This window comes from Leifsonia sp. Root1293 (genome assembly GCF_001425325.1).
GTDB lineage: Bacteria > Actinomycetota > Actinomycetes > Actinomycetales > Microbacteriaceae > Orlajensenia.
On sequence record NZ_LMEH01000001.1, the window covers coordinates 2,294,957 to 2,318,874 of the forward strand.

Sequence of the window (23,918 nt, forward strand, 5' to 3'; positions counted from 1 at the left end):
ATGCCATGGCTTCCATCCGCCAGCCACGCACCCATCACGACGAGTCGGAGGCCGCAGTGCTCGAGGCCATCGGCTTGGACGACGAGCACACGGCCGTCTACAGACTCGTGCTCTCCACCCCGTCGGCGGCCATCGACGGCATCGCCTCCGCCGCCGGCCTGTCCCCATCGCGGGCACGCGGCATCCTCGACGAGCTCGAGCACCTCGGTCTCATCGCCCGACAGGCGTCGGCGCCCGATCGCATCGTCGCCTCTCCCCCGTCGATCGCACTGCGGCCGATGCTGCTCGAACGCGAACGCGGACTGTCGCAGGCGCATGAGGCGCTCGTGCAGCTGAGCGAGCTGTACAGGCATGGCGCGGTCCAGCGCTCCGCCCCCGATGTCGTCGACGTCGTGCTCGGGGCGGATGCCGTTCGCCAGCGCTTCGCGCAGCTGCAGGCAGCCGCCACCGAGCGGGTCGGCACCTTCGTGCTCAGCGAGATCGCCTTCCTCACCGCCGATGAGAACCCCGAGGAGGACCTGGCCCTCGACCGCGGCGTGAGCTATCGCGTCCTGGTGGAATCGCCGGTCATCGAACGCCCCGGCTTCCTCGATGCCGCCCGCGACGCCGCGGCGAGAGGTGCTGCGGTGCGCGTGCTCCCCCAGCTGCCCACGCGCCTCATCATCGTCGACGACGCCATAGCCCTGCTCCCCATGAAGTCGCATGGCGAGGAGCGGGCGTCTGGCGCGCTGCTCGTGCACCCGAGCGGCCTGCTCGACCTGGTCGCCGCCAGCTTCGACGAGTTCTGGGCGACCGCCACGTCATTCCCGTCCGACCTGGAGAGCGCCAGCGGACTCTTGCCGCTCGATCGCGACCTCATCAAGCTGCTGCTTCTCGGGCTGACGGATGCCGCCGCCGGCGCCCAGCTCGGCATCTCCGTGCGCACAGTGCAGCGCCGGGTCGCCGAGCTCATGGAGACGGCGGGCGTCTCCACCCGCATCCAGCTCGGCGCTGAGGCCGTGCGGCGCGACTGGGTCTGACGGCGCGCGGGCAGACGCGGGCTGGCGTCTCGGGGCTGAGCCTCAGCGCTTCCCGAGTCGCAGCGCGATCTCCCGGGCGGTGCCGTCGGGGTCGGGCCTGTGGTCTCGTGATTCGGGCACGACGACGAGTTCGGCATCCGGAATCGCCTCGGCCAGCAGCCCGGCCGCGCGCACCAGCATGGGGAAGGTCGGCTCGCCGCGCAGGACGGTGACCGGGGCACTCACCGAGGTCATGGCGTCGGTCGGCGTCGAGACCGCAGCCGTGAGGATGGCGTCGTAGACCGTGGACTGGGCCAGCGGAACGAGTGTTGCGAACATCGGGCTCGCCTTGATCTGCTCGACCATCGGCTCGGCCAACCCGATGCCCTCGAGCTGGAAGAGCGTGACCGCATCCTCCGGTCTGCCGTCGATGACCAGCGTCTGCAGTCGATCCGGCAGGTCGTCGGCCGGCTCGCCCTCGCCGAAGTGGAACGGCGGCTCCGACAGGAACAGGTGCCTGATCGGAACCCCCTGACCGGCTGCGAAGAGTGCGAGCACCGCTCCGGACGAGTGCCCGAGAACGGAGGCCTCGCCTCCGACTGCGCTGATCACGGCCGCGAGGTCTTCGGCTTCTCGCTCGGGCGCGTACGGCGTCGTGTCACCGCTGTCGCCGCGCGCCCGGCGATCGACCGTGACTCCCTGATAGCCCGCCGACGCGAGCGCCGCCGCCAGTGGCTCACCGGCCTCCGCCGTCGAGAAGGCTCCACCGACGATGAGCACGGGCGGCCCATCCCCGGTCGTGTTGAATGCGATCGGTGTGCCATCCGCTGACGTTGCGTGCTGCATGGGAACCATAAGACCACCACCCGCCGACACCGGCAAGAGGCGCGGCCCGCGGGAATCCCGTGCGCACTCTCCGAGCTGTTGTCAACCCGTCGTCCGTTACTCGGATGTCGCCGCCGATGGCGCCTACCATCGCCTCATGAACGACCAGAACTCGAACGAAGAGACCGTGACCGACCAGACCATGAGCGATCAGATCCCCAGCGCTCAGACCTCGAGCGAGCAGCTCGCGACAGACCCCGATGTCGCGGATTCCTCAGACCTCGCCGACACCCTGGGCGGCCGCGGCGATGACGACGCCAATCCGGCCAGCAAGGATCCGGCCGAGTGGGTGACCGGCGACGAGCCGATGACCGCCGCGCAGGCCAGCTACCTCGACACCCTGGCCCGCGAAGCCGGCGAGGAGCTGCCGACCGACCTCACGAAGGCGCAGGCATCCGTCGAGATCGAGAGACTGCAGCAGGCCACCGGCCGCGGTCAATAGGCGGCCTCGGCTGACGACGCAGAAGGTCCGCGCCCTCTGCAGGGCGCGGACCTTCACTTCTCTTCTCTGCTGTTCTCGACGCGTGCTCTTTTCGACGTGTCAGCTCGCGTTGCTCGACGCCGTCACCTCGTGTCCTGATGCAGCCATGTTGGACTGCACCGAGACCTTGCGCGGCTTCGCCCGCTCGGACACCGGGATGATGACGCTCAGCACGCCGTTGTCGTAGTGGGCGCTGATGTTCGACGAGTCGATGCCATCACCGATGGTGAGCTGGCGGAGGAACGAACCAGCGGGGCGCTCGTGGGCGAGCCACTGCACGTCGTCCCCGGTGCCCAGAGTGCGCTCGGCGCGCACCGTGAGCAGCTGGCCGTCGATGTCGACGTCGATCGACTCCGGATCGACGCCGGGCAGGTCGGCGGAGAGAACGTAGTGGTCGCCGTCGCGGTGCAGGTCGATCGGCATCAGCCGGGGTCCCTGACGGGAGTCGAGCATGCTCGCTGCGAGGCGGTCAAGGTCACGGAACGGGTCCCAGGTCATAGCCATGGTGTGCTCCTCTCGGATGTGTTCGACGATGAATCTGTAGTTGAGCCTCATCGACTCAACTACGAAAATATTAGCACTCGACGATGGAGAGTGCCAAGCAGCCGATGGCTGTGAAAATGGTGAAAATCGCCGGGATACAGCGCGCTTCTGCGCGCCTCAGCGAGCGCTGAACGGGCCCGGAATCTCCCCGGAGCCTCGCTCGATCAGGCGGGTCTCGAGCTGGATGTGCTGGGTCGGGCGGTCGTCGCCCGAGACCCTGCGCAGCAACAGTTCTGCGGCGAGCTGGCCCATGGCGGCCGGGTCCTGCGCGATCACGGTGATGCCGGGGTCGAGCACATCGCTGAGCTCGAAATCGTCGAAGCCGAGGAATGCCGGAAGGGGACGGATGCCGCGAGCCCTCAGGTGGCGAAGCAGCAGCACGCTCCACCGGTTGTTGCCCGCGAAGATCGCCGTGGGCGGGTCGTCCAGGTCGAGCACCGCGTCGATCACCACGGCGTTCGCGTCTGCGTGCGGAACCGCCATCACGATGAGCTCGTCGTCGACCTCGACGTCGGCGGCCGCCAAGGCGTCGCGGTAGCCGGCGAGGCGTTCCGTGGCGGTGTAGACCGAGGCAGCATCCCCGAAGAATGCGATGCGGCGATGACCGTGGGCGAGGAGATGGGCAGCGCCTCGGGCGGCGCCTCCACGATTCTCAGCGAGCACGGTGTCGGCACGGATGCCGGGAACCGGCCTGTCGACGAAGACCATCGAGCAGCCGGCATCGAGCTCGGCCTGCAGGAACGCCGGATCGGTGCCGCGGGCGGGTGCGATGATGAGTCCGTCGGCGCCACGTGACGAGAAGGACTCGATGATGCGTCGAGAGCGCGCTGCATCCTCGGCTGATGACGCCGACAGCAGCAGGTAGTCCTGGGCCAGCGCCACGTCTTCGACGGCGCGCGTGAGCACCGAGTAGAACGGGTCAGCCACGTCTTCGAGCACGAGCCCGATGGTGGCTGTGGTGCCCTGCCGCAACTGTCGCGCGAACTCATTGCGACGGAAGCCGAGCTGTTCGATCGCCGCCTGCACGGTCTCGAGAGTTTCGGCGCTCACGTAGCCGACGCCGTTCACCACCCGCGACACCGTTTTCAGGCTCACGCCCGACGCGGCGGCGACGTCGCTCATGGTCGCTCGGGAGCGATGGGGTGTCGACGTCATCCCGTCAGGATAGCGGGCACGATCCGCCATAGGACAGCGTTGACATACGAACGCGCTCATTCCCGCGCATTCGCACGTCGAGAACCGCGATGGAACGGAAGAATGGACCCTTCTTGTCCCCCGAATCGGTAGGACAACGTTGACATACCCGACGATTCCTCGCTAGGTTTTCGCAGGGATGCCCCTCGCGTATCCGATTCCAGCCATTTCAGTGTCGAAAGGCCCCGCATGCCGGAGCGCACCACCCGCAGCCTCACCGCCGCGATCACCACCACCACCACATCAACTCGGCGCTCGATGCCCGGCCTCCTGCGCCGCATCACTGCGCCGCTCCTGGCAGGCGCCCTGGTGGCCGCAGCCATCCCGCTGGCTGTGGCGTCGCCGGCCGCAGCGGCCACGGCTACCGCCGCAGCGGCAGCAGCATCCGGTGCCGACGACTGGTCGACGTCGTTCGAGCCGGGCGAGGCCGTCGCGCCCTATGCCAACCGCGTCGAGCTGGCACCGGCCCCCGCCGGCGAAGAAGGCGCACCGCTGCAGCAGAACGTGCATGGCGCCAGCGGCGGCAGCGTGCTGCCGAACGTGACCACCGTCACGGCGAGCGGCGAGAACGCCCCGGGTGAGGCGGCGGTCTGGGCGACCGACGGCGACGCCAACACCAAGTGGCTGGTGTTCTCGGCGACGGGGTGGCTGCAGTACAAGCTCTCCGCGGCCGCGAGCGCCGTCACGTACACCCTCACGTCGGGCGGCGACGCCCCGGAGCGCGATCCGAAGAACTGGGTGCTCAAGGGATCGAATGACGGATCCACCTGGGCCACCCTCGACACCCAGACGAACCAGAGCTGGGCCGACGGCGACCGCAAGGTGAAGAGGACCTTCTCCGTCGCGACGCCGGCCGCCTACAGCTACTACAGGCTCGACGGCATCGTGAACCACTCGGGTGGGCTCATCCAGCTCGCCGACTGGGACCTCATCACCGAGGTCGACCCCAACGCTCCCGCAGCCCCGATCACCACGGCCATCGGCACCGGCCCGAGCGCCGGCTACAACATGAAGGCACGCGTGGGCTGGACCGGCGCGCACTCGCTGCGCTACGGCGGTGAGCACAGCGGCGATGGGGCGGCATCCGTCACCAACCGCCTGTTCGACGTCGAGATTCCCGTCGGCGATCGCACTCGCCTGTCGTACATGATCTTCCCCGACCTCACCGCGAACGACCTGCAGTACCCGTCGACGTACTCGGCCGTGAACCTGCGCTTCAGCGACGGAACCGAGCTGAGCGACCTCTCGCCGACGGATGTCTACGGCATCGACGCGACAGCGCTCGGCCAGGGCGCCGGCAAGGTGCTCTACCCCAACCAGTGGAACCAGGTGGAGATCGACCTGGGTCCCGTGGCGGCAGGCAAGACGATCACCGCGGTGCAGTTCTCCTATGACAACCCGGGTGGAGCGGATGCGTCGGCCTTCGGCGGCTTCGTCGACGACATCGCCATCGAGGCGGAGCCCGCCACCATCGACGACTCGAGCCTGACCCACTTCGTCGACACCCGCCGGGGCACCAACTCGTCCAGCGCCTTCTCGCGCGGCTCCAACGAGGCGATCACCTCGATGCCCAACGGCTTCAACTTCCTCGTGCCCGTCACCAACGCCGGCGCGACCTCGCGCGAGTACTCGTGGCAGCAGGACAACACCGATGCGAACCGCACGCGCTTCGAGGGCCTCGGCATCTCGCACGAGCCGAGCCCCTGGATGGGCGACCGCAACCTGTTCTCGGTCATGCCCGTCGCAGGCGGCACCGCGCCGAACGGCAACTGGCACACCCGCGCCGCGACGTTCAGCCACGACAACGAGACCGCCCAGCCCGACTACTACGGAGTCGAGCTCGACAACGGCGTGACTGCCGAGATGACGCCCACCGATCACGCCGCACTGATGAAGTTCACCTTCACGGGAGACGCGAACAGCGTCGTCCTGGATGCGCCGAACAACGACGGCAGCTTCACCATCGACACCGACGGCTCCGTCACCGGCTGGATCGAGAACGGCGCGGCTGGCGACACGGGTCGCACCCGCATGTTCGTCTCCGGGCGCTTCGACGCCGCTCCCACGACGACGGGAACCGCATCCGGCGGTCGCGCACTCACGAAGTACGCGACCTTCGACACCTCGGGCGACAAGACCGTCGAGCTCCGGTTCGCGACATCCCTGCTCAGCCTCGGCCAGGCCACGAAGAACCTGGCTCTGGAGGTCGGCGCCGAGAGTTTCGACGGCATCCGCGAGTCTGCTCGCTCCGCTTGGAACGACCGCCTCGGAGTCATCGCCGTCGAGGGTGCGTCGGAGACCGAGCTGCGCACCCTCTACAGCAACCTGTACCGGCTGAACCTGTACCCCAACTCGCAGTTCGAGAACACGGGAACCGCGGACGCCCCCACCTACAAGTACGCCAGCCCCGTCTCGGCCCAGGTCGGCGCGAGCACGGCCACCGAGACCGGCGCGAAGATCGTCGACGGCAAGATGTACGTCAACAACGGCTTCTGGGACACCTACCGCACCACGTGGCCGGCCTATTCGATGCTCTACCCCGAGCTCGCCGGCGAACTGGTCGACGGCTTCACCCAGCAGTATCGTGACGGCGGCTGGATCGCCCGCTGGTCATCGCCCGGGTACGCGAACATCATGACGGGCACCAGTTCGGATGTCGCCTTCGCCGACGCCTACCTGCGCGGAGTCGAGCTTCCGGATGCCCTCGCGACCTACGACGCGGCGGTCAAGAACGCGACGACGCCGTCGAGCAACGACAGCGTCGGCCGCAAGAGCCTCGCCACGTCGACCTTCCTCGGCTTCACGCCCGCCTCGCAGGGCGAGAGCGTGTCGTGGGGAACAGAGGGATACATCAACGACTTCGGCATCGGCAACATGGCCGCCGCCCTCGCGGATGACCCGAACACACCGGCCGACCGCGTGGCGCAGCTCCGCGAGGACAGCGAGTACTACCTCGACCGGGCGACCGGCTACGTGAACCTGTTCGACCCGGCGATCGACTTCTTCCAGGCGCGCAACGCCGACGGAAGCTTCGCCACTCCGGCCGACCAGTACAACCCGAAGTCCTGGTGGGGTCCGTACACCGAGACCAACGGCTGGAACTTCGCGTTCCACGCCCCGCAGGACCCGCAGGGTCTTGCCAACCTCTACGGCGGCGACCAGGGCCTGGAGGACAAGCTCGACGAGTTCTTCGCCACCCCGGAGACCTCGACCGGCAGCATCCACGAGGAGGTCGAGGCCCGCGACGGCCGCTACGGCCAGTGGGGCGTGAGCAACCAGGTCAGCCACCACATCCCGTTCATGTACAACGAGGCCGGAGCCCCCGCCAAGGCGCAGGCCATCGTGCGTGAGGCGCTGCAGCGCTCCTACGCCGGCGGCGCCATCGGTCAGGGCTACGCGGGCGACGAGGACAACGGCGAGATGAGCGCCTGGTACATCTTCAATGCGCTCGGCTTCTACCCGATGCAGACCGGATCGACCCAGCTCGTGCTCGGCTCACCGCTGTTCACGAAGGCCACGGTGAACCTCGCCGGCGGCAAGCAGCTCGTCATCAACGCTCCCGAGAACAGCACGAAGAACGTCTACGTGCAGTCGCTCCGGGTGAACGGCGAGGAGCACTCCTCGACGTCGATCGACTCCCGCATCCTGTCCGACGGCGCGACGCTCGACTTCACCATGGGGTCGGAGCCGAGCGCCTGGGGCACGGGAGACGACGACGGCCTGCCGTCGCTCACCACCGGAGCCGACGTGGCCAAGCCACTCGTCGACGCCACCGACCCGTCGCTCGCGACGGTCACGAGCCGCGGCGGCGAGAACGTCTCCGCCCTCGTCGACAACGCGTCCCGATCGCAGGTGACGTTCGCCGACGCGAACCCCGCTGTCACCGTCGCCTACAAGGGCGCCAAGCAGAAGCCCACCTTCTACACGATCACGGCGGGTTCGACTCCGGATGCCGACCCGTCGGCGTGGGCGCTGGAGGGAAGCAACGACGGCACGACGTGGACCGAGGTCGACTCGCGTGCGGATCGCGGCTTCGCGAACCGCTCGCAGACCGTGCCCTTCAAGATCGCGAACCCCGCGGCCTTCCAGCAGTTCCGCCTCACCGTGACCGGCGGAGACGCCGCGATCTCGCTGTCGGAGTTCGAGCTGCTGACCGACGGCAGCGGAGCCGAGGCGAACACCCTCACGTTCAGCCCGAGTGAGAGCCTCACGGCCACGTCGAGCATGGCGAGCGACTTCGCCCTCGGCATCCTGTCGGGCGGAGTGCCTGAGGGCTATGCGGCATCCGTCGACTGGGGTGACGGCACCGACGCGGAGCCCGCGACCATCGGGGAGGCCCAGCTGGGCAACAACCCGGTCTCGGCGAACCACACCTACGCGCAGCCCGGCGTCTACCAGGCGAAGGTCACGGCGACCGACGGAGTGTCGAGCTTCTCGGGAACCGTTCCGATCACCGTCGACTACGTCGAGCCGGGCGGACTGCGCGCGGCCTTCGACAGCGTCTGCATTGCGGATGACGGCGTGGGCGGCAACTGCGACGCGAAGGGCATCTCCTACCCCCGCCAGGGCCTGGCCGACGGCGGTCTCACCGCCGGGGTCGAGCACGACGTACCCGGAACCGACCTGACCTTCACGACTCCGGTCGTTCCGGCAGGCGCTCCCGACAACGCGACGGGCGCCGGCCAGACCATCGCGGTCGACCTCGGCGAGGGAGCGACCAAGCTCTCGTTCATCGGAGCAGCGACGGAGAAGAACCAGGACACGACGGCCACGGTGAACTTCACCGAGGGAGACCCGATCGAGATTCCCCTGCAGTTCTCCGACTGGACCAAGGGCGGCAACGCGAACGCCACGGCGCCCTTCGGCAACATCGAGGTCGTGAAGTCGGCGTACCGGCTCGTGGGCGCATCGCCCTCGAACACAGCGTCGTACTTCTTCTCCACGGTTCCGTACGAGATCCCAGAGGGCCGCACCGTGGCGAGCATCACGATGCCGGTCCAGCCGGGTGAGCCGGGAGTCACCGGTCGCGTGCACGTCTTCGCGATCGCCTCCAACGGCGCCCAGCCCAACCTTGGCTTCGAGGCCACTGTCGGCGACGACATCACCGGAACCGCCGGCGAGGCACTCGAGGCCACGCTGGCGAGCATCACCCAGGCGGATGCCTCCGCCGACGCGCCGATCGTGCGCGTTCAGTGGGGCGACGGCACCACGACCGAGAACGCCGAGGTTGCAGCATCCGACGACGGACTCACCGTCACCGGCGGCCACACCTACGCCGCAGCGGGCAGCTACACGGTCTCGGTGACCGTGGCGAACGGAGCACGCACGACGCACCTGACGCTCACAGCCGAGATCGCCGCCGCCCCGGTCTACGCGACCACTGTGAAGGCGGATCCCGCCGACGACGTGCTCGCGGGGACCGACATCGCTGTAACGGGCGACGGCTTCAAGGCCGGCGAATCCGTGACTGTGTCGCTCGCGACGGCGACGCCGGTGACGGCCACGGTCGAGGCAGGATCCGACGGCACCATCGCCGCCACGGTGACAGTGCCGACGGATGCCGCCCCCGGCACCTACGCGCTCGTCGCCACGGGAGCCGACTCGCGGATGCCCGCGACGGCGACGGTCACGGTGGTTCCCGAGGCGACCGCCCCGGTCTACACGCCGCAGGTGCGCTCTGATGCGACCTCCGGTCGTCCCGGCGACACCGTGACCGTGACCGGCGAGGGCTTCGCCCCCGGCGAGAAGATCACCGTCGAGATGCACTCCGACCCCGTGGTCGTGGGCACCACCGAGGCCACCGCCCGCGGAGCGTTCTCGCTCACCTTCGAGGTGCCCGAGGTTCCGGTCGGCGACCACGAGGTCGTCGTCACGGGCTCGACCTCGGACGTTCCGGTGTCGTTCGGCTTCGAGGTGCTGGCGCCCCAGGTTCCGGGTGATGGAAGCACGGGCACCGATGGGCCGAAGAACCCGTCGGTGGTGGCGTCGTCGCCGTCGTCGCTCAGCAGCACCGGTGTGAACGGCGCCATGCTGGCCACGGCCGGCTGGGTGGCCGGGCTGCTCGTGCTCCTCGGTGCGGTGCTGGTGTTCGTGCGCCGCCGCCGGGCCACGGGAACCAGCGGCGAGACGGAGATGTAGGAGCAGCGGGCGCCGGAGCTGGCGTTGGAGCTGACAGCTCCGGCGCCCTCCCCCGCCTCAGCCGCCCTCCGCCTCGCGGAACGAGCCGGCGTCGACTTCGGGTGTCGGCGCCGGCTCTTCGCTGTGCCCGGCGCTGCATCGCGCCGCGTTGATCGGGCACGCTGCGCCATTTCGCGGACGTGCGCGCCAGTAGATGTGGCGCAAGCCCCCGCGAAATGGCGCACAGTAGCTGCGACTGCGGCCCGAAACAGTAGTGCCCCCACACAACCGCGGCAAGGGCCTCACCCCGTCGCCTAAACAGGTGTTTGCTGTACCTACGCGTCGGCCTTTCTCCGCGCATTCCGACTGCCACCCAGACCGCCGGACCCGCCCCAGTGCACGCACCGAGTGCACGTCCCCTCGAGGAGTCCGATGTCCGGCAAGAAGCACGCGAAGAAGCAGTCCAAGCGCCTCGACAAGAAGCTCTACGAGAAGGAGCTGACCCGCCTGCAGATCGAGCTGGTCGCGATGCAGCAGTGGGTGACGGCATCCGATGCCCGCATCCTGGTGATCTTCGAGGGACGTGACGCCGCCGGCAAGGGTGGTGCCATCAAGCGTGTGATGCAGTACCTCAACCCGCGCACCGCGCGCGTCGTCGCGCTGCCGCAGCCGAGCGAGCGCGAGAAGGGGCAGTGGTACTTCCAGCGCTACATCGAGCGCTTGCCCACCAACGGCGAGATCGTGCTGATGGATCGCTCCTGGTACAACCGCGCCGGCGTCGAGCGGGTCATGGGCTACTGCACCGATGAGCAGTACGAGCGCTTCCTGAAGCAGGTTCCGACGGTCGAACGGATGCTCGTCGACGACGGCATCATCCTGCTGAAGTACTGGTACTCGGTCTCCGACACCGAACAGGAGAAGCGCTTCCGTTCGCGCCTCAACGACCCGATGCGCCGCTGGAAGCTCTCGGAGACCGACCTGCTGTCGATCACCAAGTGGGAGGACTACTCGAAGGCGAAGGACGCCATGTTCGACGTCACCGACATCGAAGCCGCCCCCTGGTGGTCGATCGACAGCGACGACAAGCGTTCCGCCCGCCTCAACACCATCAACCATCTACTGAGTCAGATCCCCTACGACACCATCGATCCCGAAGAGGTGCACTTCCCCGATCGCCCGGTCGCCGCCGAAGCCCCGCGTCCGCCGATCGATGAGCACAAGTTCGTGCCGGACCACGCGGCGACGCTGTAGCGCTGCCAGCCACCCGCCCGCTGAGGGCAGAGCGCAGCGACCGCCTGAAGCGCGCCTTGCGGTGCGGTGCGGTGCGCCAGTGAGACGCTTCGACCGCGGACTCCGTCCGGGCCTCAGCGAGCGGGCCGGGGGTCGAGGGTTGCGCGTGGGCTTGTGGGCGCGTGGGCGCTGGCGGGCATTACGCCGCCCGTTCACCCGCAATGCCCACAGCACCCGCCGCACTCGCGTCGTTCTCGCCCGCGCTGACGACCACCGGACGCATCAGTAGCCGTCGCAGGTTGTTCCCCGGTCTTGGTCGTTGTCCGGGGTCGATGTGGACGGGTGGGGTGAACCAGGTTCGGTTCTCGGCCACCTGGATGCCCCAGCCCTCGCGGTGGATCAGGTGGTGATGGTGCGAGCAAAGGAGGATTCCGTTGGTGATGTCGGTGGGGCCGTGGTGTCGGTCCCACCAGCGGATGTGGTGCGCATCGCAGAACTGTGGCGGGCGGGCACAGCCGGGGAACGCGCAGCCGCCGTCCCGCTCGGCGAGGGCGATCTTCTGCGCCCTCGTGAACAGTCGTTGCGACCGGCCCAGGTCCAAGGGGGCCGAGTCTCCGCCGAGGACCAGCGGGATGATGCCGGCGGATGCGGCCAGGCCGCGGGCCGTTTCCGCGGAGATGGGCTGGGCGATGCCGTCGATCGACGCGACACCGGCACTGTCGGGATCGGTGAGGTCTTCCAGGTCCATGCGGACGACGACGGCGGTTGTGGCGTCGATGGTGGTCTGTTCGCAGCCGATCACATGCCGGGCGATGTCCGCCAGGGCGTCGGCGCGCATCTGCGTGAGGGTGCGCTGTTCGGTCAGCGCCGGATCAACGCAGACACACGCATCCGTAGGAGTCCCGTCGGGGCAGGTGTAGGCGCGCCCGGATCCGAATGCGTCCCGTGCCCGCCGCAGCTCCGTGGACACGAGAGCGTTGATCGCCGCCGCGACGACGGCACCATCCACCGGAGCGAACACGCCCGTTAGCCGCACCGCTCCGGACTTCTCCTCCACGATCGACAGGGACCGGCCCGCGTGCAGCTCCTCTTCACGGGGCTGCACACCGTCGGTGTCGAGTCTGGCTTCGGCATACTTCACCGCCACCGACAGGCTCCCGAGACTCAACTGCGCGGCCGCGGCGGTGAGGGCCTCTTCGGTCGCCATCAGCAGTTCCGGGTGGGCTCGGCAGGCGACCCGGTCGAGCATGCGGGTGATCATCGCCGCGCCAGCCACACTGATCCGACCGGCCGTCAACGCCGCCTGCACGAACGGGTGCGGGGACGGCATCCGTTCGCCGGTGAACGACTCCCGCCCGGCCGTGGCCTCACCGACGGTGATGAGGGCCTTCGCTTCCCCCAGGGAGGCGCCGGCACTGGCGGCCAGCAGATCGGCGGGCGACGAGAATCCCTGCCCTTTCGCCAACCCCGCCGGCCCCAGCTCGGGCCGGGATCGGCGTGCCACTTCCCCGGCCACGAGGGCCTGCAACGCGCCGACCGCTCGCGCCAGCGCCGAGAGCGCATCGACGACCCGAACCAGCCCGGAATCACTCATGGCGCCCACCGCGGAAGCGGCATCCGCTCTAGGAATCAGCACCGCCGGCAGGGCTCCCTTCCATGCTGTGCGGAGCGCCCGAACGCTGTCGCGCAGGAGCCGGAAGTGGTTCTTCATGCCCCAATTCTCGCGCGACCCACTGACATTTCCTCGACTTTCTCTACGAATGTAGATAAGTCTGTTTCCACATTCTCTCGAACACAGAGTCGATTCAGGGAGCAGGAAAAGGAGCCATGCGAGAGTCGGCAGCTGGAGTTGGATGCGGCCCCGTCGGGTCGACTCCATGCAGCACGCGCGAGAGCCCGCGCCAGTGCCCGGCTACTGAATACGGTCAGGAGTCCTGCGGCTCCGCCAACATCACAGGCGCCGCACACACCTGCACGACGTACGTCTCATCGAGGTCGTCGCTCACGGCATCGAAGTGCAACTCTCGGCCGCGCCCGGCGATTCTCACCCTGTAGTGCCCGGGCCCACCCACGGCCGCGCTCGGAACGTCGGCGTAGTCGTCGAAGGACGTGACATTGATGGTGCCGAAGATGGACCGGATGGATGCCTCCCCCACCCAGTCACCCTCGGGAACCGGCGGTTCTTCGCGAGTGGCTTCGACGCGGATCGGTACCCGCCCGGTGTTCAATCCGGTGAATACGAACACGCCGGAGTCGCTCAGCCCGAATAAACGGTTCCTGTAATCGGTGGGGTTGTATTCGGGCGCGTCGGGGTGGGCGCCATCCACCCAGAAGAACCCTTCGTGGACATAGAGGATGACGTCGGCCGAGAACGGGTCACCGCCCGCCTTCACCTCAGGCTCGCGGACTCCGAGGTTCTTCCTGATGGCAGCAGCCCGTTCCTCATCGGTCATCGGCGGGTGTTCCGCGAAGGCACGACGGAGGATCTCTTCGGCATCCTCGGAACCTGGCCCGAATGACAGGTAGCTCATGGGCTCAGAGTATCCGCGGCTAGCCGCTCACCCTCGACCCGCTCGCTGAGGCCCGGACGAAGTCCGCGGCCGAAGCGCACCCAGCCGCTCGCACTCACTCCGCCCGCTGCCCCCGCAGCCGCACCGCCCTCACTCCGCCCGCGGCCACCACCCCGGCATCAGCGTCGATACCCGCGCCGCCGCAGCCGCAGCGTCGCCGTCATCGCCGAGCGCCCAGCTCTCGATAACGCCGACCAGCGCCCCGGCGATGAACGCGGCAGCCTCCGCTTGCGCCGCCGAGCCAACGGGCGCCCCCACCACGCCCTGATCGGCCCACACCTCGAGGGCGCGCTGCGCTCGGGCCCGCATCCGTTCGTCGAGAACTCCGCGGAAGACGCCGCGCGTGCTCGATCCGAACAGCGCCCGGTAGCCCGCGCGGTCCTCGGCGACGTGCTCGAACACCTGGCGCATCGATTCGACGTAGCGTCCGGCCACGTGAGCTACGGACTCCGAGGCGGGCTCCACCGCCACGGCCGTCAGCCGATCGATGCCGCGGCTGAACTCCGCCAGCGCGAAGTCGTGCACGTCGTCGGCGTGCGCATAGAAAGTCGTACGGTGCACCCCGGCCTCGCGGCACAGCTCGGCGACGGTGATGTCGTCGAGCGGCGTCGTCTCGAGCAGACGCGCCAACGCCGCCCCGAGAGACTCCCGGGTGCGACGCTGGCGCGGATCTTCACTCATGGCATCACCCTATGGTCGACGGATGCCGCCGGCACGACGGACACCGCAGGCACGACGGGCGACGGATGCCGCCGGCCACGACGGACGCCGGTTGCGACACCACGACGCCCGCGTCCGCCCGCCGCAGCCCAGCGGCATCCGCTCGCCCGATCAGGACTCGTAGTGAGCGAGGCCCGCCGTCTCTCCGCCATCGGCGACGAACTCGGATCCGGTGGAGAAGCTCGACTCGTCGCTCGCGAGGAAGAGCACGAGGTTCGACAGCTCGATCGGCTCGCCCACGCGGTGCAGGGCGACGTGGCTCTGCGAGGTGTCGAGGCCCTCGGTCATGGGCGTGCGGATGGCGCCCGGGTGCACCGAGTTCACGCGGATGTTGTAGCGACCGAGGTCGAGGGCGGCGTTCTTGGTGAGTCCGCGCACGCCGAACTTCGAGGCGTTGTAGCCGGGCAGGGCCTCGTAGCCCTGCAGTCCGGCGGTCGACGAGACGTTGATGATCGACCCGCCCTTCGAGTTCTTGAGCGCCGGGATCGCCGCCTTGATGCCGTAGAAGACGCCGGTGAGGTTGATCGAGATGATGGTGTTCCAGGCCTCGATCGAGTAGTCCTCGATGGGGCTAAAGTTGGCGATTCCGGCGTTGTTCACCACGATGTCGAGGCCGCCGAAGGTGTCGACGGAGGTCTTCACCGCGTTCTCCCACTGGGCGTAGTCGGTGACGTCGAGGTGCACGTAGCGCACCGCGTCGCCGAGCTCGGCCGCGAGCGCCTCGCCCTCCGCATCGAGGATGTCGCCGATGACGACCTTCGCTCCCTCGTCGACGAGCAGTCGGGCGTGCGAGGCTCCCATGCCTCGTGCTCCGCCGCTGATGAGGGCGATCTTGCCGCTGACGCGTGCCATGGTGCTGACCTTTCTGTCGTGAGGACCCGGCCGTCATCCGACACCGGGTCGGCGGGGCGCTTCATCGGTCCCGTCACAACTAATCTACACCTGTCGATTAACGCATCGACCGGACGCACAGCTGTCTTGCAGGGCTTTCGAACGGATGCTGCAGCTAGCGACGCGCCTACCGCCGCGCTACCCCCGAGCCGCACTCCCCTCCAGCGCCGCCCGATTCGCCAGGTACTTCCGCTTCCCCACGACCCGCCAGATCAGCCGCACCGGCGCCGGCAGATGCTTGTGCTGCCACTCGTCGCCGCCGTCGGGCTGAGCGGCGAGGATCGCGCCGAGCTGCAGGAACATCGCGCCCTTCGGCGTCGCCTTGCGCCCGTGCTCGCCGAACCAGTCCACCTCCTCCTGCGTGAGCGTGGTCTCCATCACCGGCACGATGTTCGCCTCCTCGTCGCCGAGGTGCACGGCGAGCGCCGCGTTCACGCCGTCGAGCGCTCCGCGCACCGGGGCGGCATCCGTTACCGATGCACTCGCCCGCCAGGCCGGCAGAGCCTCATCGAGCGCCTCGAGGTAGATGAGCATCTCGGCGTGCTGCGACTTCATGCGCGCGACATGCGCCGCGCAGGCCGGCGCCCGCTGCTCGAGCTTGTCCCAGAGCGCCGCGTCCTCGCCTTCGTGGTGCGCGTGCAGACCGGTCGACAGCAGCGTCAGGTGATCGGCGACCACCCCGGCATACGCGACATCGCCCGGCGAAACGGATGCCACCAGATCGGGCCCCTCCGCGAAGCCGGCGCGGAACATCCGGTGAATCTCCTCCATCCCCGACGCATCGCAGGTGACGGATGCTGGGCCCGTGCCGGCCGAGCCGCCGGGGGCGCCAGCACCGCCAGGCCGCTCGGGTACGTCACCGCTCGGCGGAAGGATCGTTGCAGACATGAAGAACTCCATTCGGGTTGGAGACTGGCAAGCCGCAGACGCCGAGCCGTCGGCACCCGCATCTACAAGGGAACTGCGGATGCCGCACCGAGCGCAAGAGTTCGACGGCTCGAGATCGCGCCCTCGGCGCCTCAGGCGAAGCCCGCAGCCGATGACCCGCTCCGAGCGCGGCACCCCGATCCCAGCGATTGCCGTTCCTAGACTTGGGCGATGTTCTGGCCCTCACTCGTCTTCCTCGTCATCGCCCTCGCGACGTTGGCGTTGGGGTTTTCCGCGCGGCGCCGCCAGGGCAGCCTGCCACGGTCGCTCATCGTGGAGTACGGCCCCGCGAAGGGATCGACGGTTCTTCGCGACGCGATCCTCGCCGGCCGGGACGACCGGGCGCCCTCCGCGGCCCTGCTCGATCTTGCGGCTCGTCGCGTCGTGCTGCTGCTCACTGACACAGCCAATGCCAGACGCCCGACCGTCGCCGTGGAAGTTCCGGACCCCGACGCCCTCTCCGAGGAGGACGCTCTCGTGCTCGACGCGATCCTCGGGCGCGCTCATCCTGATCGGCGCGTGCGTCGGTTCTCGAAGGATCGCGTCGAGACGAATTCGCGGCTGCGCTCACTTCTGCACAGTCAGGCGTCTGAGCTCGACAACGCCGGCATGTTGGGCGGCGCTCACTATGGCCGAGTGATCCTGCGTTCCTTCGCCTGGCTGGGCGCGGCGAGTGCGGCAATCGTGCTGGTCAGCGGACTCGCCATGGGAGAGCCGCAAGGCGGAGTTCCCCTCATCCTGGCAATCGCCGGGTTCATCACGGCTTTCGTCATCACACCCCAGGGCCTGTCGCGCAGATTCACCGACGCATCACAGCCCGCGCGTCGGCATCTCGATGGGCTGCGGCAATACATGGTGCTGGCCGAGAAGGACCGCATCCGTTCACTGCAGTCACCGCGAACAGCCGAGACGTCAGCCGTTGCCGGTGCGCTCCTGAACGACGCCGCCGACCTTGGCACGGCGATCGGGCGTTTTCGCCTCTACGAGAAGCTCCTGCCCTACGCGGTCATCTTCGGCATCGAGAAGGAGTGGATCTCCAACTTGAAGACTGCCTATGGTGAGCTCCGCCCAGTGGAGGTCAGCGCCCTCGATGCCACCGACTTCGCCGTCGACCTCTTCATCATGGGCGAACTGGGCGGCCAGGTGGTCAATCTCGCGTTCTCACTCGTCGACGTGGCGGGCGTCTTGGAGGCAGCCACCGCCGGGTTCGACCTGTTCGACTGGGGACCGTGAGTCGAGCCGAGCGCGTTTCGACCGTCGGCGGCAGCACGGTCGACCAACACTTCGGCCACCGTCGCCCACGGATGCCGCTTCTCTCAGCGGCCGACGACCTCGACCACCATCGCGGCGAGCGACGTCAGGCTCAGCGTCAGGGCGATCGGCGCCGCGCCGGCACCGAGCACGATGGCGATGATCGCCCGTGCAGGACGGCTGGTCGCCTGCACGAGAGCAACAATGCCGAACACGAGGGCGGCGAGTGAGGCAACGAGGCCGAGCAGCGGAACGAAGAAGGAGAACACCGCGGTGATCGCCGAGATCTGCGCCCAGAATGCGAACGCGTTCGCCTTCGCGAGCTGGCGAGGCGAACGCGTCGGCGGAGTGGGGGCAGCAGTCTGACGGATGCCGGTGGACGTACCTGCGCTCATGGTGACCTTTCAAGGGATTGCTCGGTACAGACTAAGCGAGCCGAGAGGTCGCGCCTGACGCATGGGCGAGCCGCAGTCCCGCGCGCCGTCCCGTCGCCGACTCGAGGCAGTTCCGAGCTTCTCCCCGATACGCTGACGCCATGGATGACCTGACACCTGCGGACTTGGCCCGGGACCTGGGCGTGAGCCAGAAGCGCATCCGCGATGTCCTGCGCGCTGCTTATGGCAAGCTCCGTCCGCCGACGACGCGTTGGAAGCTGACGGCCGATCAAGCGAACGTTGTTCGAGCACACTTCCGCTCGCGGAGCCAGTGATGTCGGGGAGCGCGTGGACTCGCGCCGGCCTCGAAGCCGCTGGATTCGAGGGTTTCATCCCGTTTGCCGCACTCCCTACCTCTCAGGTGCCAGGGGCTCCCGGCGTGTACATCGTCGTTCGCCCGGACACCGCGCCACCCGAGTTCTTGGACCGGAGCATTGCGGGCTGGTTCAAGGGGAAAGATCCGTCGGTTGATTTACCGACGCTCGAATCGGCATGGGTTCAAGATGCGACGGTCGTGTACATCGGTAAGGCCGGAGGAGGATCGACCGGACGGCGGGGCCTCCGCAAACGCCTCGACGAGTACCGCCGGCATGGGGCGGGCCAGCCCGTCGGCCATTGGGGCGGTCGCTATCTCTGGCAGCTCCGCGACAGCGACAACCTCTTGGTGGCATGGAGGGAGACGCCCGATGTCGATCCGGAATTGGTCGAGTCGACGATGATCGCCGACTTCGTAACAGCTTTCGGGGCCCGACCGTTCGCAAATCGAAAGGCGGGACGAATACGTTCGTCAGTTCCTAGTCAATCCCGGGATTCGGTCCATCGGCGCCAATAGCTTTCGAGTCGAGGTCCTCGAAAGCGTCACGTACTTCCCGCGTTCGGTCGACTGCGCCTGGCAGGCCCGCCAGGACGACGAGGGAAACCGCGAGTCTTGAGCCACCAACCCAGGCCACTTCCGCTGAGCGATCGCGTACTGAAGCCATGGGCACTTCAATGGCCGCCAATACCTCGTAGTCCTCGGCCGCCATCACAATGAAGATGGCCGAATCGAAGTCCCACGAACGAAACACTGAAAACTGGATCGGCTTCGTACGCGCAGTCGACGCGATTACGCGCGCTTTCACCTGAAGAAGCCGACCATCGGCGGCCCGGACGTCGTAGCTCTTCTCACTATTTGGCGCAATCACACCGCCGTATGCGCGGGTCACGAGCGCCTCAGCCAGATCTCCTGCCGGGGCATTCAAGGTTCGAATGACTTCGCGACGCATGAGCTCCTTCAAGATCCGTGCGTACATGCCAAGGAGCTCGCGGGAAGAGCGGACACTCAGATCATCATCGGCCATGCCACAGTGTCCCATCGACGGCATGCGACGTGAGCTTCAACTCCGAGGGTGCCGCCCCTGTCATGTGACTCCGACGATGTGCGCCGATGTCCGCGCAGCCGGCCCTGGGCTGCAGCCACCTTCTGGGGGCAGCGCTGAATGTGAAGCCCCAATACCGTTAAGGGATGCCACCGGGTCGCCACAGTTCACCCGTTGATGACTCAGCCGAACTATCTCCGCCGCCGCCACCGCAGGGCTGGTATTCCGATCCGCTGAACGAAAGTCAGTTCGTATGGTGGAACGGCGTTGGGTGGACTGAGCACCGCTATCCAAGGGATCAGGCTTCCGGAGTAATGTTTGCACCGCCAATGGCGACGCCTACACCGGGCGCCGTCGGCGAGCCCGAGTCGACTTTCGGGCCGATCGATCTCCGAGCACGGGTCCCTGCACAGGCATTGATGGAGCTCGTGCTCCGGATGCGCCTCGACGGTCAGCCCGACGCCGAGATCGCTTCCTGGCATTCAGGAGCGATCGGGGAGCGTCATGTTGGCGACATACTGAGTCGCCTCGGATCGGAATGGACCGTCTTGCACTCGGTACCGTTCGGGGACAACGGAACTGACATCGATCATGTGGTCATAGGCCCACCCGGGGCATTCACCCTCAACACGAAACGGCATCCCGGCGGCACGGTCTGGGTCGCCGGGCGCTCACTCCAAGTCGCCGGCCAGTATCAGCCCTACATCCCGAAGGCCGCGGGAGAAGCGCGCCGCGCTGAAGAGCTATTGAGCGCCGCGAGCGGGATACAAGTCGAGACGAGTGGCCTGATCGTCGTCGTCGCTGCGCGCCATGTGACCGTTAGGGAGCGCCCGGACGGCGGCGACATCGTGGTGGACGTCGTACGCGATCACGATCTGTTGGCGGCGTTCATGCGTGCAGGTCGCAGGTATAGCGACGAGCAGGTGGCACGTATTGCTGCAGCTGCGGCGCGACCTGAGACGTGGAGCCGCCTTCCGTTGGAGGCTGTCGACGCCCATTCCCTGATTTCGAACTTCGAAGCGATCAGCTTGTCCCCACCTGAGCGACGACCCAGCAAGGCGACGTCACCACGGCCCGCGGCGAAGGCCATGCCTAGTGTCTTGCGCACACAACGGGCGCCGCGATCGACTCGTCCGTCGAACCGTCGCACGCGCCGAAAGCGCAAATCGGCGCTGCCGGATCTCTTCAAGTTTGCACTCGCCGTTACCTTGCTAATCGTCGGCCTCAACTACGTGAACAACCTGGCCAAACCCGCTGCAGAGGAGCAAGCGTTTGCGACCGCGGATCAGGAACAGGCCGCTTTGGCGCAGTATGCCGGCGCAGCCTCGCTCGGAATCGAACGCGCCAGCGCCGGGGGAACTCGCCCCGCGTCGCTAGCCCTCGGGACCGGTTCCGAACTCCAGCTACCGGACGGCTCCGTTCTCGTGGATCTTCCTGACGGGACGGAAGCCGACTACGCGCCGAGCGCCGACGGGCTCTCCTATTCGCTCACGTTGACCGGCGCCCAGTATGGATCCACCGTCACGCTGACACCCGAAACCGGTGTCGTGGCGAATCACGAAGCAGCCGGATGACCGTCGACCCCAGCGCACCGGACCGGTTTCGGTTCGCTCACGTTCCGGATACAAGCGATACGCGGCTTTACATCGAGTTGGCGAGCTACGCTCGCGATCTTGCCGATGCGACGGCCACACTCGAGCATGCTGTCCAGCTCCAGGCGGATGGTCTGGCGGAGCTATCGGACCGACTAGTTGACCACGCAGTCCTGGCCTACTCTCGTGCGTTCACCCACTCGAAGGCACGAGGTTGGCTGGTCCACCACCTCGAGGTTCCCCGGGCGCAGCTCGACATTCACGACCAGATTCGCGCGTATCGCAATAGGACACTGGCTCACTCGCAGAGCGAACTCGCGACCACTTGGCCGACGCTTGTGTTCGACACCCAGACGGGCACCCGTCATGTCATGGCCACGACGGTCGTGCAACCACTGCCGTGGGAGTTAGTCACGTCTTTCCAGGCCCTAGTAGACGCGGTACTAGCTGAGCTCGACACGCTGATCGATGATGTCGGGACGCGCATTGCGGAGACCTTCGGCGCGATGCCACTGGAGAGCATTGAGCTCGACAACCTGAGGGTGACCGACGCGCCAGCACTCGCATTCGACCCGAAACGCGAGCGGGGCCGCTACCCGCGTTCGCTGACGATGTACTGGTCATCGGCACCCGGAGACCGCCCCGATTCGCCGAGCGAAGGCAGGCGCACCTAGGCAACCTGCCGCACCGGCTTCGCCAGCGCCTCCTCGATGATCCCGTGCACGGCATCCGGACCCGGCGAGCGCCGGATCGCCTCGCCGATCTCGGCAGCCCGCGAGCGGTACCGGTCATCCCTGAGCACCCGCTTCACCGCCGCTCCGACCTTCGCCACCGACGGCGTATCCGTCCGCAGGTTCACGCCCACCCCTGCCCAATCGACGCGCGCAGAAACCTCAGTCTTGTCCTCGGTCATCCCGGCGACCACCAGCGGAACGCCGTGCTCGAGCGCGTAGTGCACGCCGCCGTATCCGCCGTTCGTCACCATCAGGTCGGTGAGCGGCAGAAGCTGGTCATACGGCAGGAACGAGGCCGCCCGCACATTCGAAGGCAGGTCGGTGGGCAGAGACGAGACCGGACGCCCTCCCGTCGCCACCACGACGAGAGCATCGAGCGAGGCCAGAGAACGCACCGTCGGCTCCACCAGGTTCCAGTCCGAGTTCGCGACAGTCCCCTGCGTCACGTGGACCACAGGCCGCACACCCTGCGCGGCGAGGACATCACCCCACCAAGACGGCAGCGAAGCCGTCGACGCCCGCGACCGCGACACCGGCCCCACGAAGTGCACGGTGTCGGGAAGCCCCGCCCGCGGATACTCGAACTCCGGCACCGTGAACTGCACGACCAGGTCGGCACCGCTCGGCCAGTCGAGGAAGAAGCGCGGCAGTTCGCGACCGATCTCGGCCCGCGCGATCTCATTGGCGTAGCGCTGCACCGGCGCGAACACGCCCTTCTCGGCGGTCGCGGTCAGGAAGGCGTTTCGGAGCCGACCGAGTGAGCCGGGCAGCGGCTTGATGCCGAGTCCGAACGGGGCGACATCCGGATGCTTCAGGCCGAGTGGAATCATGCCCAGGTTCACCAGCAACGGACGCCGCGAGCGCGGCAGCCCGCTCAGCACAGCGGCGCCGGCGAACATCGATTCCGCGAGGATCGCATCCGTCTTCTCATTCGCCAGAGCCGACCGCACGGCCGCGAGCTGCGCGGGCACCGGCTTCAGGAAGATCTCGATCATGTCGTAACGGATGCCCGCGGGCCCGCGCAGCCCGCGCCGCCCCGGGAACGCGGCATCCATGTCGGTGTCGTCGTAGTCCGCGGCATCCGGCAGCGGCAGGAACTCGGCGCCGGTCGCGACCACGGCATCGCGGTAGCGCGCACCGGTGAGGAAGCGCACGCGGTCGCCCGCGGCGACGAGCGAGGCCGCAACGGAGAGCAGCGGCGTGACGTGCCCGTGGACGGGCGTGGAGGTGATGAGCACGGATGTCATGGTTGCGAGGTTCCTCGGGTCGAGTGGAAGGCGGGTTACGATTGAATCGCCTCACGCAGTATTCACCACCCTCATGGGTTAAGCAATAGGAGTGGCGACATGTCAGGGAAAGCCCCTACCCGCAGCTACGTCTCGTCCCTGCGCACCGAGCAGGCGGCGACCACCCGCCGGCGCATCCTCGAGTCCGCGGCCGCCTGCTTCACCGAGAACGGCTACAGCGGCACCTCGCTCGCCGACATCGCCGCCCGCGCCGGCGTCTCCCCCGAGACCGTGAAGAACAACGGCCCCAAGCGCGAACTCCTGCTCGGAGCCTTCGAGCAGGCCTTCGCCGGCACCGAAGGCCCAGCGCCCGTGGTCGACAGCGATCCCGCCCAGGAGATTCTGGCGATAACGGATGCGGATGCCTTCCTCACCGCCACCGCCGCCTTCGTCGCCGCAGCCAACGCCCGCACGAGCGTGCTCTGGATCGAGTTCCTGGCGGCCGCCAATGCGGACGCACTGGTGGCCGCGGCGCTGGAGGACCTTCTCGCGCGGCGGCGCGGCGACTACCGAGGGGTGGTTGAACAACTCATCGAGCGCGGCATCGCGACTGGCGTGGGCGAAGACGCCGACACGGCCGCCGCCACCCTGTCGTTCCTCTGGTCGCCCGAGAGCCACCAGCAGTTGGTGCTGCAGAGCGGATGGAGCCAGACCCGCTACGAGCGCTGGCTCGCCGACGCGGCTCGAAGGCAGCTCGCCGGTTGAGT

21 protein-coding genes and 1 pseudogene are annotated in these 23,918 nt (G+C 67.8%); 11 read left to right on the forward strand and 11 right to left on the reverse strand.

The features are described from left to right. Positions 1 to 5: 5 nt before the first annotated feature. Positions 6 to 1,019: a helix-turn-helix domain-containing protein gene (locus ASC59_RS10895; protein WP_235492664.1), complete on the forward strand. Its 1,014-nt coding sequence runs from the start codon at positions 6 to 8 to the stop codon at positions 1,017 to 1,019. A 42-nt stretch (positions 1,020 to 1,061) separates the two neighbouring features. Here ASC59_RS10895 and ASC59_RS10900 read toward each other — a convergent pair whose 3' ends face one another. After that, positions 1,062 to 1,844: an alpha/beta fold hydrolase gene (locus ASC59_RS10900; RefSeq protein ID WP_055823220.1), complete on the reverse strand. Its 783-nt coding sequence runs from the start codon at positions 1,842 to 1,844 to the stop codon at positions 1,062 to 1,064. Positions 1,845 to 2,025: 181 nt separating this feature from the next. Between ASC59_RS10900 and ASC59_RS10905 the strand changes: the two genes are divergently transcribed. Continuing rightward, positions 2,026 to 2,325, forward strand: a complete 300-nt coding sequence (locus ASC59_RS10905; protein WP_082513636.1) for a DUF3072 domain-containing protein — start codon at positions 2,026 to 2,028, stop codon at positions 2,323 to 2,325. A 99-nt stretch (positions 2,326 to 2,424) separates the two neighbouring features. Here ASC59_RS10905 and ASC59_RS10910 read toward each other — a convergent pair whose 3' ends face one another. Next, positions 2,425 to 2,868 (reverse strand): Hsp20/alpha crystallin family protein, encoded by a 444-nt coding sequence (locus ASC59_RS10910; protein ID WP_055823224.1) that lies wholly within the window; start codon positions 2,866 to 2,868, stop codon positions 2,425 to 2,427. A gap of 156 nt (positions 2,869 to 3,024) precedes the next feature. After that, positions 3,025 to 4,062 carry a LacI family DNA-binding transcriptional regulator gene (locus ASC59_RS10915; protein WP_055822075.1) on the reverse strand — a complete coding sequence of 346 codons (1,038 nt, stop codon included), beginning with the start codon at positions 4,060 to 4,062 and terminating at the stop codon, positions 3,025 to 3,027. Between the two features lie 228 nt (positions 4,063 to 4,290). Between ASC59_RS10915 and ASC59_RS10920 the strand changes: the two genes are divergently transcribed. Beyond that, entirely contained in the window at positions 4,291 to 10,239 is a 5,949-nt protein-coding gene (locus ASC59_RS10920; protein WP_235492665.1) for a GH92 family glycosyl hydrolase, read from the forward strand. 411 nt (positions 10,240 to 10,650) lie between these two features. Next, positions 10,651 to 11,469, forward strand: coding sequence for a polyphosphate kinase 2 (ppk2, locus tag ASC59_RS10925; protein WP_055822078.1), 819 nt, complete (start codon positions 10,651 to 10,653; stop codon positions 11,467 to 11,469). Positions 11,470 to 11,647: 178 nt separating this feature from the next. Here ppk2 and ASC59_RS10930 read toward each other — a convergent pair whose 3' ends face one another. The 3 genes from ASC59_RS10930 to ASC59_RS10940 all read right to left on the reverse strand — a co-directional run bounded on the left by ASC59_RS10930 (position 11,648) and on the right by ASC59_RS10940 (position 14,699). Beyond that, positions 11,648 to 13,159 carry an HNH endonuclease signature motif containing protein gene (locus tag ASC59_RS10930; RefSeq protein WP_055822081.1) on the reverse strand — a complete coding sequence of 504 codons (1,512 nt, stop codon included), beginning with the start codon at positions 13,157 to 13,159 and terminating at the stop codon, positions 11,648 to 11,650. 214 nt (positions 13,160 to 13,373) lie between these two features. After that, on the reverse strand, positions 13,374 to 13,979 hold the full coding sequence (locus ASC59_RS10935) for a hypothetical protein (RefSeq protein WP_055822085.1): 606 nt from the start codon (positions 13,977 to 13,979) through the stop codon (positions 13,374 to 13,376). A 129-nt stretch (positions 13,980 to 14,108) separates the two neighbouring features. After that, the gene (locus tag ASC59_RS10940; RefSeq protein WP_157487985.1) at positions 14,109 to 14,699 is read right to left on the reverse strand and encodes a TetR/AcrR family transcriptional regulator; all 591 of its coding nucleotides are present in this window, start codon (positions 14,697 to 14,699) and stop codon (positions 14,109 to 14,111) included. On the opposite strand from ASC59_RS10940, the gene ASC59_RS17245 reads away from it, so the two are divergent. Next, a complete protein-coding gene (locus ASC59_RS17245; RefSeq protein ID WP_157487987.1) occupies positions 14,698 to 14,862 on the forward strand; it encodes a hypothetical protein in 165 nt (54 codons plus the stop codon). The genes ASC59_RS10940 and ASC59_RS17245 overlap by 2 nt on opposite strands. Here ASC59_RS17245 and ASC59_RS10945 read toward each other — a convergent pair. Both ASC59_RS10945 and ASC59_RS10950 read right to left on the reverse strand, forming a co-directional pair. Beyond that, the gene (locus ASC59_RS10945) at positions 14,850 to 15,590 is read right to left on the reverse strand and encodes a glucose 1-dehydrogenase (protein ID WP_055822092.1); all 741 of its coding nucleotides are present in this window, start codon (positions 15,588 to 15,590) and stop codon (positions 14,850 to 14,852) included. The genes ASC59_RS17245 and ASC59_RS10945 overlap by 13 nt on opposite strands. A gap of 177 nt (positions 15,591 to 15,767) precedes the next feature. After that, a complete protein-coding gene (locus ASC59_RS10950; RefSeq protein ID WP_055822097.1) occupies positions 15,768 to 16,517 on the reverse strand; it encodes a hemerythrin domain-containing protein in 750 nt (249 codons plus the stop codon). A gap of 210 nt (positions 16,518 to 16,727) precedes the next feature. Here ASC59_RS10950 and ASC59_RS10955 point away from each other — a divergent pair, with 210 nt between their 5' ends. Continuing rightward, entirely contained in the window at positions 16,728 to 17,789 is a 1,062-nt protein-coding gene (locus ASC59_RS10955) for a DUF2207 family protein (RefSeq protein ID WP_055822100.1), read from the forward strand. Between the two features lie 83 nt (positions 17,790 to 17,872). On the opposite strand, the gene ASC59_RS10960 is transcribed toward ASC59_RS10955, so the two are convergent. Beyond that, positions 17,873 to 18,202 carry a hypothetical protein gene (locus ASC59_RS10960; protein ID WP_055822103.1) on the reverse strand — a complete coding sequence of 110 codons (330 nt, stop codon included), beginning with the start codon at positions 18,200 to 18,202 and terminating at the stop codon, positions 17,873 to 17,875. Positions 18,203 to 18,342: 140 nt separating this feature from the next. Here ASC59_RS10960 and ASC59_RS17250 point away from each other — a divergent pair, with 140 nt between their 5' ends. Next, positions 18,343 to 18,516, forward strand: a complete 174-nt coding sequence (locus tag ASC59_RS17250) for a hypothetical protein (RefSeq protein WP_157487989.1) — start codon at positions 18,343 to 18,345, stop codon at positions 18,514 to 18,516. A gap of 519 nt (positions 18,517 to 19,035) precedes the next feature. On the opposite strand, the gene ASC59_RS10965 is transcribed toward ASC59_RS17250, so the two are convergent. Next, the gene (locus tag ASC59_RS10965; RefSeq protein ID WP_055822106.1) at positions 19,036 to 19,581 is read right to left on the reverse strand and encodes a DUF6998 domain-containing protein; all 546 of its coding nucleotides are present in this window, start codon (positions 19,579 to 19,581) and stop codon (positions 19,036 to 19,038) included. A gap of 164 nt (positions 19,582 to 19,745) precedes the next feature. On the opposite strand from ASC59_RS10965, the pseudogene ASC59_RS17800 reads away from it, so the two are divergent. From ASC59_RS17800 to ASC59_RS10975, 3 genes and pseudogenes are all read left to right on the forward strand, one after another. Then, positions 19,746 to 19,892 (forward strand): annotated as a pseudogene (locus tag ASC59_RS17800) (DUF2510 domain-containing protein); the annotation flags it as partial. A gap of 21 nt (positions 19,893 to 19,913) precedes the next feature. Continuing rightward, positions 19,914 to 21,173, forward strand: a complete 1,260-nt coding sequence (locus tag ASC59_RS10970) for a nuclease-related domain-containing protein (protein ID WP_235492666.1) — start codon at positions 19,914 to 19,916, stop codon at positions 21,171 to 21,173. Continuing rightward, positions 21,170 to 21,865: a hypothetical protein gene (locus tag ASC59_RS10975; RefSeq protein ID WP_055822112.1), complete on the forward strand. Its 696-nt coding sequence runs from the start codon at positions 21,170 to 21,172 to the stop codon at positions 21,863 to 21,865. Before ASC59_RS10970 ends, ASC59_RS10975 begins: the two co-directional genes overlap by 4 nt. On the opposite strand, the gene ASC59_RS10980 is transcribed toward ASC59_RS10975, so the two are convergent. Then, positions 21,862 to 23,172, reverse strand: coding sequence for a glycosyltransferase (locus ASC59_RS10980; protein WP_055822116.1), 1,311 nt, complete (start codon positions 23,170 to 23,172; stop codon positions 21,862 to 21,864). The two genes, ASC59_RS10975 and ASC59_RS10980, sit on opposite strands and share 4 nt — an antisense overlap. A gap of 99 nt (positions 23,173 to 23,271) precedes the next feature. Here ASC59_RS10980 and ASC59_RS10985 point away from each other — a divergent pair, with 99 nt between their 5' ends. Then, positions 23,272 to 23,916 carry a TetR/AcrR family transcriptional regulator gene (locus tag ASC59_RS10985; protein ID WP_055822121.1) on the forward strand — a complete coding sequence of 215 codons (645 nt, stop codon included), beginning with the start codon at positions 23,272 to 23,274 and terminating at the stop codon, positions 23,914 to 23,916. Positions 23,917 to 23,918: the final 2 nt, after the last annotated feature.